This is a genomic window from Oceanobacillus polygoni, assembly GCF_008304605.1.
Classification (GTDB): domain Bacteria; phylum Bacillota; class Bacilli; order Bacillales; family Amphibacillaceae; genus Oceanobacillus; species Oceanobacillus polygoni.
Genome location: NZ_PIJY01000004.1, coordinates 164,385 through 176,841, shown reverse-complemented (window position 1 = coordinate 176,841; position 12,457 = coordinate 164,385). Strand labels below are relative to the sequence as shown.

Below are 12,457 nucleotides of genomic sequence, written 5' to 3'. Positions count from 1 at the left end.
GTATATTGATTTGAGGTAATGATATGTGGGAAAAATTATATTCAAAAAATGGGTTAACAGCCAAAAATATTGCAAAAGAATTATTAGACGTAGAGATTGGTAATAAGATTCCTAGAGTTACTGACTATAGTGTAAAGTTATCCATTGGTAGAGGAACCGTACAAATTGCGCTGGGTTTATTAGAAGAATTAAAAGCAATTCGACTGGAGGCAAGAGGGCATCTAGGAACCTATTTAGTAGATAAAGATATTGAGCTACTGCAGGAAATTGCTGGTATAGCACCATTGATTGGCTCCATGCCACTGCCATATTCAAGAAAATATGAAGGACTCGCCACTGGCATGGTTGAAGCCTTTGAATTATCTGGCAAAAGAATTAATTTATCCTACATGCGTGGAGGTTTAAACCGGATTGAATCTATCCGTACAAAGCGAAGTGATTTTTCAATTGTTTCGAAGATGACAGCAGTTAATAGTTTATCGAATTATCCCAACTTAAAAATCATGAAGGAATTTGGCATTAATAGCTATGTATCAGCACATAAAATCTTTCTGGCTGATCAACAGGAAAATTCGATTCGAAATGGAATGCGAGTAGGAGTCGATATGGATTCACCTGACCAAAAAGAATTAACGTTCAGCGAATTCAAGGGGCTGGACGTAGAGTATGTGCATATTAATTATATGCAACTTTTAGATATGCTAGATTCCAAGCAATTAGATGCTGCTATCTGGAGTATAGATGACAAACGAATAACAAAATCTTTTAAAGCAATTGATTTCCAGCTGCCGGAAGCCAAGAAAATCGCAGAAGAAACGTCAGAAGCAGTTATTATAATTGATGGTGATAGAGAGCAAGAAATCGCTGAAAAGTGGGGGACTGTTGAAATAAAAAGCATTTTAGAAATTCAAAGGCAAGTTGAGTCAGGGGATAAAATTCCACGGTATTAACAATATACAGCATACAGGAACAGAGAAATCAGGAATTCTATCTCCTGCCCCACTTAAGGGAGAGTGATACAGTTGTTAGTAGATGGAATAACCTATATGCACGAGCATACAACGATTGATTTATCGGAAATTAAGAATAATGAAGATTGTCAGCTGGATGTATTTTCGGAAACAGTTCGAGAATATAAAAAGTTATATGATAAAGGTGTTCGTAATATTATTGATGTAACTAACTTTGGAATGGGGAGAAATATTCCCTATGTCCAAAAAGTAGCTGAAGAAAGTGGTATGAATATTATTTGTTCAACTGGATTTTATCAGGAAAAATTTTATCCGATTCAAGTATTCAGGGAAACAAGGGAAGAGCTTGCGGAAAGAATGATTAAAGACATAAATGAAGGTATAAAAGGAACGTCTGTAAAGGCTGAAATCATTGGGGAAATTGGCACGAGCCATCATAAATGGACTGAGACAGAAAAAAAGGTATTTGAAGCGGTTGTTATTGCACATAAAGAAACAGGAAAGCCGATTACAACGCATACGACTTTAGGAACACTCGGGCATGAACAGGTAGCATTTTTCAAAGAAAATGGAATTGATTTAAGCAGAGTTATTATCGGACATGTTGATTTAACCGGGGATAAAGACTATATTCTCCACATGTTGCGAGAAGGGGCATATGTTGAATTTGATACAATCGGCAAAGAAAATTATATGCCAGATCAAGTGCGAGCAGATATATTAAAGGAAATACAAGAAAGAGGCTACATGGATCAAGTCGTTTTATCAATGGATATAACAAGAAAGTCACATTTAGAGTATCAAGGTGGGCTGGGCTATGCATATTTAATAGATACGTTTATCCCAATGCTGGAGCGTTCTGGAATTACAGGAGCTTCCATTGATAAATTACTAGTGAAAAATCCCATCACGTTTATGAAAGGCTAAGGTGATTTTAATGCAAACAAGTCCACTAAAGAGTATTTCCTTAGAGGAAGCGCAGCAAAGACAATTTTTATTAATCGATGTGATTACAAAGCACTTTAGAGGTGATGAGATTCTTTCACTTGGTGATTTGGGTGTTGTAAAGGGACTGAATAAACCGATTTATACAAAGAAGGTAGAGGAAGTACTAGCAGCGTTCTTTGGTGTTGAACGGGCGAAATTAGTTCGTGGAGCTGGAACCGGCGCATTACGCTACGGTTTTATGAGTTTCTTAAAACCGAATGATAAGATTTTAGTGCATGACGCTCCTATCTATCCAACTAGTAAAACAACCATAGAATCAATGGGGATAATTCCAATTGCAGTCGATTTTCATAATCAGGAGGAAGTTAAAGCAGTAATTGCTGCACACCCTGATTTAAAAGGAGTACTGATCCAACATACGCGTCAACAAATAAACGATCATTATGATTTTGCCGAAATAATTGAAGTCATTCAATCGGTTGAACCATCTCTGACTATTATTACGGATGATAACTATGCTGCGATGAAAGTGGATCAGATTGGAGCACAAATCGGAGCTGATCTATCTACCTTTTCTCTGTTTAAGTTATTAGGACCAGAAGGTGTAGGTCTGATCGCAGGGAAGGCAAATTTGATCGAAAAGATAGAAGCATTTAACTATTCTGGTGGGAGTCAAGTTCAAGGATATGAAGCATTAGAAGCATTAAGAGGTCTTATTTATGCACCTGTCATGTTAGCAATTCAAGCTGGAGTAAATGAGCGATTAGTCAAACAGCTTAACCATGGAGCTGTGTCTGGTGTGAAAAGCGCCTTTCTCGCGAATGCTCAATCAAAGGTACTACTGGTGGAGTTCGATGAACCAATTGCAGAACAAGTACTCCTCCATGCTAATGAATTTGGGGCTGCACCGAATCCCGTAGGAGCAGAATCGAAATATGAATTTGTACCAATGTTCTATAAGGTGTCTGGTACGTTTTTAGCTTCTGATCCATCGTTAGCGAAAAAAATGATTCGTATAAATCCTTTACGAAGCGGGGTTGATACCGTTATTAGAATCCTTACCTTATCCATTGAGCAAGCAAAGCAGCGAAGTAAATAGGGAGGAATTAGCTTGAAAAAAAGAGTTATGATAATCATCTTAGATAGCTTAGGCGTTGGGTATATGGAGGATGCCAAATACTACCACCCACAGGATATAGGAGCAAATACATTCTATCATATTATGGATGCGGTTCCATCCATTCAAATCCCTACCCTAGAGAAACTAGGGATTAACAAGATTGTGAATCATCCAGCCTTGAAAACAAGTGATAATCATTTTGCCAGCTATGGGTGCCTAAATTTGATGCATAATGGAGCGGATAGCTTCGAAGGTCATAATGAAATCATGGGCTCTAAACCGAAGAAAACATATTTAGCCCCCTTTATTGACAATATGGAAGAGGTAAAGCTTGCATTGGAAAAAGAAGGATATGAGGTGAAAATTCCAGATGCTAATTTAGCCTATTTACTAGTAAATGATTTAGTTATTGTTGCGGACAATATCGAAACGGATTTTGGTCAAATTTATAATGTAACAGCCCCGCTTGATTATATAGCCTTTGAAGAGGTATTAAGAATTGGTCAATGTGTACGTAAACAGGTGAAAGTGAATCGTGTTATTGCACTCGGTGGAGAAAATGTAACACCACAGCATTTACGAAAATCAGTAGAAAGAAGAGAGGATGGCCTAGTAGGTGTAAACTCTCCAAAATCAAATGTCTATAAACAAGGGTATCAGGTACGGCATTTAGGATATGGTATATCACCTGAATATCAGTTACCTACTCTGGCAAAAAAAGCAGGTCTGGATGTATCGCTCGTTGGGAAGATGCAGGATGTCATTTATTGTGAGGATGCTACAAAACTACCCGGCGTTGATACGGAGCAAGTCATGAAGGATATTATAAACGAAATGGACCATGTGCAGCATGGTGTAATTGCAGCTACGATTCAGGAAACGGATTTAGCAGGGCATGCACAGAACCCTGAACGGTATGCAAATCGAATTGAGCTAGTCGATCGCTATTTACCAAAAATTATTGAAAAAATGACGGAAGAAGATCTTTTAATATTGAGTGCTGACCATGGAAATGATCCAACGATTGGTCATAATCAGCATACTCGAGAAAAAACGTATTTATTAGCGTATCAGAAACAAAAAGTGCCTGAATATCTTGGAGAAAGAAAAACATTATCTGATATTGCAGCTACAGGTGCAGCCTATTTAGGGTTGGATAGGACCGAAAATGGCACGTCATTTCTTCCTTTAATAAAGTAGAGAGGAGGTTTTCGAATGTTTTTAGATGCAACATTGAAACAGAATAGAAAATTAATTGAAACAGCGATTCAGTTCCACCAGCAAGGACTAATTTCACCAAACACATATGTACTTGATTTAGATATGGTGAAGCATAATGTTCAAATGTTGTCCAAAGAAGCCAAAAAACAGGATATTGAATTATTGTTTATGACAAAACAGTTTGGCAGAAATGAATTAGTTGCTAGGGCTATTGTTGATGCTGGTATTAAGAAAGCGGTAGCAGTAGATCCTTGGGAAGCAATTACATTAAATCAATATGGGATTAAAATTGGTCATGTTGGACATTTAGTGCAAATTCCAAAGGGGATGATTCGTACAATCTTGCAATTAGAACCAGAATTTGTAACCGTTTTTAGTTATGAAAATGCACGTCAGATTAGTGAAGTTGCGGTACAAATGGATAAAAAGCAGAAAATATTTTTACGAATTGCCGATACAGAAGATTTTTTGTATAACGGTCAAAATGGAGGATTTACATTATCCCAACTGAATCATGATGTGGAAAGTTTAATGCGATTATCAGGTATCGAAATCGCAGGATTAACGAGTTTTCCGTGTGTGTTAATTAAGGATAATTTACCACAGGTAACGCAAAACGTTTTAACGATGCAACAAGCTAAGAAATTGTTAGCTGAAAAAGGTATCCATGACTTAGAGATGAATATGCCAAGTGCAACCTCTACAGCTACGATGAAACTATTAAAAGAAAATGGCGCTACACAAGGGGAGCCGGGTCATGCTATGACTGGCACAACTCCTTTACATGCCTCGGGTGACCTGCCTGAAAAGCCATCGATGGTTTATGTAACCGAGGTATCTCATCTATATAATCACCAGGCATATGTGTTTGGAGGTGGCTTCTATCCACGATCACGTATGGAAGGTGCTTTAGTTGCAACGGATAAAAGGAATTTGCAAAGAGTTTCAGTGATTGAAAATGATCCGGCAAATATTGATTATTATGGAACATTGGAAACAGAGGATGCACATGTTGGTGATACCGTTATTTATGCGTTTCGTACCCAGGTTTTTGTGACAAATGCCCAGATAGCGATCGTTGAAAATATAAATGCTAATCCGAAGCTTTTAGGAATTTATGATTCAGTAGGACATGTTATTCCAACTAATAATATAGACGAATAAATGATGGCTTTTGAAATCTATAAATGAAAGGAATGGTAAGTATTACAATAATAACTTGTTATGAAGAAAATATGGAGGGAGCTATCATGCCGGGCCTGATAGATAAAATCCAGCTAGCAAAAGGAGAAATAGGTAGATCTGTAATTGCGGTTAATCCAATGATAGTGAATGAAATAAGGGATAAAAATAGGAATATGCTCTATTTCGGAATAAAGAATACGAGTCAAATTCCGGAAAACATAATCCGGCGGGTTCGGACACATGCGAATTTTGCTTGGCTAACCATTGATAAATCTGCTGATAAGGGGAGGGCGATAGATACGGATTTAATAAACCCATTAACGTATCGCGCTATGACCGGTTCAACTAGTGGTGGACCTATCAATATTTTAAAAGGAATCAACGATTTTGTTATAGGTACAGACGGTGGTGGTTCTGTGCTTGCACCTGCAATGAGCTGCCAGCTGCCATCCATAATTGGTGCAGGAACTGGGCTGTTTGTAAAAAATAAAAAGCTGTCCACTGACCAGTATGAATTTACAGGGAGTATAGGTGTCATTGCAAAGCGCATTTCGATGTTAAAAGAAGTAATGGAATGCATGCTTGAACAAAATTTAACGCCAGCTTCAGAGAAAAGGTTAAAAATTGTAATTCCTAAAAAGGGATCTATAATCGGTCCCGATCAGATAGATATGCATGATAAAGTAATGGAACACTTAGCTTCTATTCAATTGAGTCAATATCAAATCGAAGAGATTGATATGAATGGAATTGATGAGAGAAAGACAGCTATTGACGTCATTCGTTATTGTTTGCAAGAGAGACAAGCGGATATGATTCTTACCTGTGAAGGACCTGTTGACGTATATGGATATGGGGAAACCATCCCACAGCATTTTGGAGAAGCTGGCATAAATTTAACCAAAAACCATGGTAAATACCTTATTCGAGCTGCTAATATGTGTCAAACGACAGCTATTACTGTTCCCACAAGTACGTTGGCTAGTGGCATCACGATAATTGCCAAAAGCGGAATTGCTCATTGTGGATACGCTTTTGATTTAGCACAGCAGTTGGAGGGAGCTATTCATTTGCCGGAGGTTTGGAGAAGATACTACCTGGAAAATGATCAGCACGTTTCGCGGTTAGATTTTTGGTAGTCGTTATTCATCATACAATTAGAAGAATTGGAGGTGTTTTTATGAATTTACAGGCTTATAAGGAAAGGCTACAACTTTTGCTCGAACAAAAGGTGATTTCTAATACTGCACATGAAGTTGCCTTACTGGCATTCACGCAAATCATGGGGGTTGTTAATAAGACGGATATTGACCAAGCAGAGATGCTCTTTACCCACCTGCCAATGGCACTTACAAGAATTGAAGCAGGTGAAGAAGTAGAAGAACCAGCAGTGGAATTAATGCTTGAGGTGGAACAATCTGTGCATTTTGGATTAGCTAAAGAACAAGTCGCCTTAATTGAGGATAATTGTAACCAGTCTTTACCACAGGGAGAAAAAGAATTTCTTTATATGCATTATGTAACCGTGTTAAATACAAATTTATAAGGAGGAATTATGATGAAAATTGTAATAGGTGGTCAAGTGGAGAAAAAAGAGATTGAAAGATTAATAAAGGAGTTAGAACCTACAATTGAAACCGTTGTCAAATCCGACTTAGAAGCGGCAATGCAAATGAAAACAGGTAAAGCAGATTACTACTTTGGTGCATGCCATACAGGTGGTGGTGGTGCATTAGCCATGGCGATTGCAATGCTTGGAAGAAATCAGTGTGAAACCGTATCAATGCCAGGGAAAAAGCCTAAAGAAGAGAATGTAATTGAAGCAGTTAAGAATGGGAAGAAAGCTTTTGGATTTACAGGTGATCATGTTGAGACAGCAGTTCCAATGATATTAAATGCGATTAAAGCAAATTCATAGAATAGGGGGACAAATAAATGGAAACATTGTTTGTCGTATTAATAGGTGCAGTAGCTGCTATTTTAGCAAATCGAAATATTGCAGTTTTTAATGATGGATTACGACCAATTGTTTCAGAACATATTGATGGCAGCTTAAAGCGTAGAGAACTTGGTTTAACTGCGTTTGCTATGAGTTTCGGATTGGTGATTGGGTTTGGGATACCATTTACATTATCAGCAAGTATTATTTTAATCCACAGTATTTTGTTAGGAACCGATATTATTGGACTAGTAACACCTAAGAACAAGTGGGGTACTCCCGTCGCAGCTATCATCGGTGGTCTTTATGGTTGGGGACTTCTAACTGGTCTTGAAGGATTTGTTAAATTATTTGAATACCTTCCAGTTAATTTCCTTGAGCCACTTGGGGAGGTTGGGACTCCTGTTGTTGTTACATTTATGGCTTTCCCTGCACTGGCAGTTGCGTTGCAATTCAGTATTAAAAAAGGTATTTTGACTTTTGCAGTAGCAGCTATTGTTAGACAGCTAGCCGTATTTGTAAATGAACAAGGACTACTTACAATTGGTGATAATGTGATTACATTAAACCAAGAAGGTATGGCTTTAATTGTCGGTATGATTTTCTTATTTGCTTACGCAATGAGAGAAAAAGCAGAAGAAGGCTCATCTGTAGATTTGGCGTCTGTTTTCAGTGAAAAAGTATTACGTATTAAGAAAAATGTTGTGTATTTTATGGTTATTGGTGCATTGATTGCTGGAGCCACCAATCTTCTATTGATGGCTGGTGACCCCATTTCACTTAACTTACTTGCTGAAGGTAAGCAATCTGATGCAGGAATTGCTGCAGCAGCAAGAGCAATTGGATTTATTCCATTAGTTGCAAGTACGGCAATTGCAACTGGTGTCTATAGTCCAGTTGGATTTACCTTGATCTTCGTCGTTGGTTTATTTTCACCAAATGTGTGGTTAGCAGTTATTATTGGTGCCGTCGTAATTTTTGCGGAAGTAATGCTATTGAGCTATATTGCTAAATTCCTAGATAAATATCCGGGTGTCCGTAACTCTGGGGAGAACATTCGTAGTGCCATGACCAAATTACTTGAAGTCGCCTTACTAATTGGTGGTGCGAATGCTGCAAATATGATTGCACCAGGATTTGGTTTCTTCTTTATTGCTGGATTCTATCTGTTGAATGAAGCAGCTGGGCGTCCAATCGTTCGAATGGCTGTAGGACCAGTAGGGGCAATAGCAGTAGGGATTATTGTTAATATTTTAGTATTGCTTGGAGTTATGAATATACCTCAATAATGTAAGGAATCGGGACAAGGTGCAATGCGCCTTGTCTTGTTTCATTCGTTATGGAAACACTTAAAAACATATGTGAATCCCTTGCAATGCTATAAATCTGCGTTATCACTTTTCCCCCTCTAACAACAAACCCATCCACGCAAGACCACTCAGCATAATAAATCTTGCTTAAATCCTTATAACCCTTTTCAGCTAATTGAGCTCTTAACCATTTTTCATCTTTTTGGATATATTTCAGGGCTTTCTTTTCTATTCTTCCCTCATCAATTAATCAATAAATAAGAAATGGTAGTTTCTTTAGGTTTAATGGACAGCATTTCAGCAGTTACAGGAGATGATAATTCTAATTACTTTTAGGGTTATTGTAGTTTCTATGATAAATCTCACCCTTGAAATGGTTGAAATTGTTTAGTCGGTTTAATCTTGTATAACCCTTCATGTTATTTACTAATCTTGAAGTTTGCTAACTGCTATGTAGTAGCTTACTAATTTCGTTTACTTCTATAGATAAGTGATAAGTCAGCACCGGTATCTGATTGATTGTGTAACTAAATCATATTTTTAATGGCTTTTGTATTTAGGCATTTTTCTCTGTGAATGTCATCGATACAGCCCGCAATTTCTGTATGGATGTCCTGAAAACCTCGAATTCCAGTCGCTTAATACCGATATTTATTTTTTGATACATTATCTCAAAGGGTTTACTCAGCATTCCCAAATGGTGAAACAACTTCTCGTTTCAAGCTTATTCATCCCTCCTTTCAACATATATATAAGAATATACGATTATAATTAAACTGTTTTAATGAATGACGCGCCTGTCACTCTACGCGTGCAAAATATTCTGGGTAAATGAATGATAAGATGAGGAAGTAAGATCTGATTCGATTCTAATGGAAAGTAAGGGTGAAGTGTAAATAGCTCTGCATCGTAATAGGGGATCTTTTCCGTTTTTTCTTCAATCCACCCTATATAAAAATAACTTCACAAAAAATTATTATTAACTAAATATTCATTCATTACAATAGAAATGAGGGAACGAATAAAATAATGGGGGGATAAATTGAATGGTCAAGTTTTTTAATTGGTTTTATACAACGGAAGTGCATGTATTTCGTTTAATAAATCAATACTTTGACAGGAAGCATGTGAACACCTTTTTTCGGACGGTCACACACTTTGGTGGAGCGAGATTTACAATAGCCGCCGTATTACTTCTAATTCTGTTTACATCTGGCACAGTCCAATTACTTGCGATTACTAGTGCAATAGCTTTAACAATTAGTCATCTTCCAGTTGCACTTCTAAAAAAGCTGTTTCCTCGTAAAAGACCGTATGTAAGTTTAGAAGAAATACATGTGCTGGAAAATCCATTGCAAGATCACTCCTTTCCTTCTGGACATACAACAGCAATATTTGCAATCATAATTCCATTTATACTTTTTTATCCTGTATTGACCACCATTTTACTTCCATTAGGCATTGCTGTTGGGGTATCACGAATTTATTTAGGACTTCATTATCCTACAGATGTACTTGTAGGGTGCTTATTTGGGACGACTGCAGGGATTCTATCATTTTTATTTATTCGTATGTTTGTCTTGTCATTATAGTCTTTTATACCTGTTTACATGTGCATTTTTAAAAACTTTATATGGGGTGGATGTTCTTGAAAATTGCTATTTTTACAGATACCTTTGCACCGGAAGTGAACGGAGTGGCTAAAACGTTAAAACGATTTACAGAATATCTAGATGAGCAGGGGATTGAATACCGGGTGTTTGCACCTAAAAGCTCTAATGAAGGTTTATATTCAAGTAATGTTCATCGTTTTGCGAGTCTACCTTTTTTTCTGTATCAAGAATGTCGATTAGCATTGCCGAAAATGTCAAATGTAAGAGAAGAATTACAGCAATTCCAGCCTGATATTATTCATGTAGCTACCCCATTTAATATGGGACTTTGTGGACTGCATTATGCGAAAAAATTAAATATTCCGATCGTAGGATCTTATCATACAGATTTTGATAAATACTTGACTTATTATGATATGCAATTTTTATCAAAGGTGCTTTGGAAGTATATGCACTGGTTTCATCGTCCATTAAAGAAGATTTTTGTCCCTTCTACGGATACAAAGGAACAATTACAAAAACATGGATTTACGAACTTATCGATATGGTCTCGCGGTGTAGATGTTTCAACATATCATAGTAACTATAATGAACAACGAGTTAGAGAAAAGTATCAGATTAAAGAAAAACATCTTCTGCTTTATGTTGGAAGAATATCACCAGAAAAAGATGTTAATTTGCTGCCAGATATTAGTGAAAGACTACTTCAAAAAGGAATCGGTAATGTCCATTGGCTTATTGTAGGTGATGGGCCATTAAAAAGTGAATTAGAAGATGCTGCACCGACAAACATGACGTTTGCAGGCTATATAACTGGAGAAGATTTAGCGGAAATTTATGCAGCAGCGGATTTATTTGTTTTTCCTTCTGCTACGGAAACCTTTGGCAATGTCGTGTTAGAATCGATGGCATGTGGGACACCAGTAATTGGTGTAAATGCTGGCGGCGTTCGAACCATTATCAATGACGGAGTAACAGGGATTTTATGTGAAGAGAAGGATAACGAGGCTTTTGCTGAAGCAATCATTCGTATGCTTTCCGATCGGGTAGAGAGAGAAACAATGCGATTAGAAGTTAAAAAATATGCGAAAACGCAAGCTTGGGATACGATTTTTGATGGGCTGTTGGATGAATATGAACAGGTGCTACAAGAATCTGGGTATAGGGTACTTGCTTAATTTTATAGATTGTGGTGTGCACGATTCATAAAAAATAATTATACATTAGAAGCTAAATTCATAAATAAGTGAGTTCAGCTTCTTTTTCATTTCATCAGATAATCGCTCAACTTCTAAGGTTTAGTGAGAAAAAGTTTTTGTAAAGTGCATAACCTTGACATTGGATACTATTCGTACTAGAGTAATAGGTTAATTGCATTAATTTAGATGAGTATTTCATAGCTCATTTAAAAAGTACAAATAGTTACATCATGTTGTAAGGAGTATTGGTAAGCGTGGAAATTTCAGTTTTATATGAAGATAATCATCTGTTGCTTGTAGAAAAGCCGGTAAATATTCCGGTGCAAGCTGATCGAACAGGGGATAACGATTTTCTATCGATGCTGAAGCAGGATTTAAAAGTTCGATATCAAAAACCAGGAAATGTTTTTCTAGGATTAGTGCATCGCTTGGATCGTCCAGTTGGTGGTGCGATGGTTTTCGCGAAAACATCGAAAGCAGCTTCGCGGATGTCGGATTTGGTAAGGAGACAAGCAATCGAACGAAAGTATTTAGCTGTTGTAAGAGGTATGCCGACACAAACAGAGGCAAAATTAGAACATTACCTCTTGAAAAATAATCGTGAAAATAAGGTTTATACGGTAGCGGCCAATCATAAGCAGGCTAAGAAAGCGGTGCTGGATTATAAAGTGATTGCCAACACAGAAGGTTTAAGTTTGTTGTCGGTTCAACTCCATACAGGAAGACCTCATCAAATACGCGTTCAGCTTTCCTCGAATAGAACCCCGATATACGGTGATCAAAAATATGGACAAAAGGTTAACCGACCTGGACAGCAAATCGCGCTATGGGCGCACACTCTAAGATTCGAACATCCAATTAAAAAGGAAATAATAGAGGTTACTTCCTCTCCTCCAGAAGAGAAGCATCCTTGGGGGATATGGGGGAATCTATAAATAAACAAGAAGCATG

The 12,457-nt window shown here is 37.3% G+C and carries 13 protein-coding genes; 12 read left to right on the top strand and 1 reads right to left on the bottom strand.

Annotation, left to right across the window (positions count from 1 at the left end):
* The first annotated feature begins 23 nt into the window (after window positions 1-23).
* The 9 genes from yhfZ (at window position 24) to F1560_RS02180 (ending at window position 8,673) form a co-directional block, all read left to right on the top strand.
* The gene (gene yhfZ / locus F1560_RS02220; protein WP_149473033.1) at window positions 24-950 is read left to right on the top strand and encodes a GntR family transcriptional regulator YhfZ; all 927 of its coding nucleotides are present in this window, start codon (window positions 24-26) and stop codon (window positions 948-950) included.
* A 63-nt stretch (window positions 951-1,013) separates the two neighbouring features.
* Window positions 1,014-1,898, top strand: coding sequence for a phosphotriesterase family protein (locus F1560_RS02215; protein ID WP_246811899.1), 885 nt, complete (start codon window positions 1,014-1,016; stop codon window positions 1,896-1,898).
* A gap of 10 nt (window positions 1,899-1,908) precedes the next feature.
* On the top strand, window positions 1,909-3,018 hold the full coding sequence (locus tag F1560_RS02210) for an aminotransferase class V-fold PLP-dependent enzyme (protein WP_187773604.1): 1,110 nt from the start codon (window positions 1,909-1,911) through the stop codon (window positions 3,016-3,018).
* A gap of 12 nt (window positions 3,019-3,030) precedes the next feature.
* Window positions 3,031-4,239, top strand: coding sequence for a phosphopentomutase (locus tag F1560_RS02205; RefSeq protein WP_149473031.1), 1,209 nt, complete (start codon window positions 3,031-3,033; stop codon window positions 4,237-4,239).
* A 15-nt stretch (window positions 4,240-4,254) separates the two neighbouring features.
* On the top strand, window positions 4,255-5,424 hold the full coding sequence (locus F1560_RS02200; RefSeq protein ID WP_149473030.1) for a YhfX family PLP-dependent enzyme: 1,170 nt from the start codon (window positions 4,255-4,257) through the stop codon (window positions 5,422-5,424).
* 86 nt (window positions 5,425-5,510) lie between these two features.
* Window positions 5,511-6,584 (top strand): amidase, encoded by a 1,074-nt coding sequence (locus tag F1560_RS02195; RefSeq protein WP_149473029.1) that lies wholly within the window; start codon window positions 5,511-5,513, stop codon window positions 6,582-6,584.
* A gap of 41 nt (window positions 6,585-6,625) precedes the next feature.
* Window positions 6,626-6,991: a PRD domain-containing protein gene (locus F1560_RS02190; RefSeq protein ID WP_149473028.1), complete on the top strand. Its 366-nt coding sequence runs from the start codon at window positions 6,626-6,628 to the stop codon at window positions 6,989-6,991.
* 12 nt (window positions 6,992-7,003) lie between these two features.
* A complete protein-coding gene (locus tag F1560_RS02185; RefSeq protein ID WP_095313335.1) occupies window positions 7,004-7,363 on the top strand; it encodes a DUF2620 domain-containing protein in 360 nt (119 codons plus the stop codon).
* A 17-nt stretch (window positions 7,364-7,380) separates the two neighbouring features.
* Window positions 7,381-8,673 carry a YhfT family protein gene (locus F1560_RS02180; RefSeq protein ID WP_149473027.1) on the top strand — a complete coding sequence of 431 codons (1,293 nt, stop codon included), beginning with the start codon at window positions 7,381-7,383 and terminating at the stop codon, window positions 8,671-8,673.
* Here the strand turns inward: F1560_RS02180 and F1560_RS22715 are convergent.
* Entirely contained in the window at window positions 8,654-8,941 is a 288-nt protein-coding gene (locus F1560_RS22715; protein WP_420874421.1) for a YetF domain-containing protein, read from the bottom strand. The two genes, F1560_RS02180 and F1560_RS22715, sit on opposite strands and share 20 nt — an antisense overlap.
* Window positions 8,942-9,740: 799 nt before the next feature.
* Between F1560_RS22715 and F1560_RS02175 the strand changes: the two genes are divergently transcribed.
* The 3 genes from F1560_RS02175 (at window position 9,741) to F1560_RS02165 (ending at window position 12,441) form a co-directional block, all read left to right on the top strand.
* The gene (locus tag F1560_RS02175; protein WP_149473026.1) at window positions 9,741-10,286 is read left to right on the top strand and encodes a phosphatase PAP2 family protein; all 546 of its coding nucleotides are present in this window, start codon (window positions 9,741-9,743) and stop codon (window positions 10,284-10,286) included.
* 56 nt (window positions 10,287-10,342) lie between these two features.
* Window positions 10,343-11,485: a glycosyltransferase family 4 protein gene (locus F1560_RS02170; protein ID WP_149473025.1), complete on the top strand. Its 1,143-nt coding sequence runs from the start codon at window positions 10,343-10,345 to the stop codon at window positions 11,483-11,485.
* A gap of 275 nt (window positions 11,486-11,760) precedes the next feature.
* Window positions 11,761-12,441 (top strand): RluA family pseudouridine synthase, encoded by a 681-nt coding sequence (locus F1560_RS02165; protein WP_149473024.1) that lies wholly within the window; start codon window positions 11,761-11,763, stop codon window positions 12,439-12,441.
* Window positions 12,442-12,457: the final 16 nt, after the last annotated feature.

Excerpts from the sequence above, each read along its gene's own strand:
- yhfZ (WP_149473033.1), top strand. The coding sequence starts at position 24 with ATGTGGGAAAAATTATATTCAAAAAATGGGTTAACAGCCAAAAATATT.
- F1560_RS02210 (WP_187773604.1), top strand. The coding sequence starts at position 1,909 with ATGCAAACAAGTCCACTAAAGAGTATTTCCTTAGAGGAAGCGCAGCAA.
- F1560_RS02200 (WP_149473030.1), top strand. The coding sequence starts at position 4,255 with ATGTTTTTAGATGCAACATTGAAACAGAATAGAAAATTAATTGAAACA.
- F1560_RS02195 (WP_149473029.1), top strand. The coding sequence starts at position 5,511 with ATGCCGGGCCTGATAGATAAAATCCAGCTAGCAAAAGGAGAAATAGGT.
- F1560_RS02190 (WP_149473028.1), top strand. The coding sequence starts at position 6,626 with ATGAATTTACAGGCTTATAAGGAAAGGCTACAACTTTTGCTCGAACAA.
- F1560_RS02185 (WP_095313335.1), top strand. The coding sequence starts at position 7,004 with ATGAAAATTGTAATAGGTGGTCAAGTGGAGAAAAAAGAGATTGAAAGA.
- F1560_RS02180 (WP_149473027.1), top strand. The coding sequence starts at position 7,381 with ATGGAAACATTGTTTGTCGTATTAATAGGTGCAGTAGCTGCTATTTTA.
- F1560_RS02175 (WP_149473026.1), top strand. The coding sequence starts at position 9,741 with ATGGTCAAGTTTTTTAATTGGTTTTATACAACGGAAGTGCATGTATTT.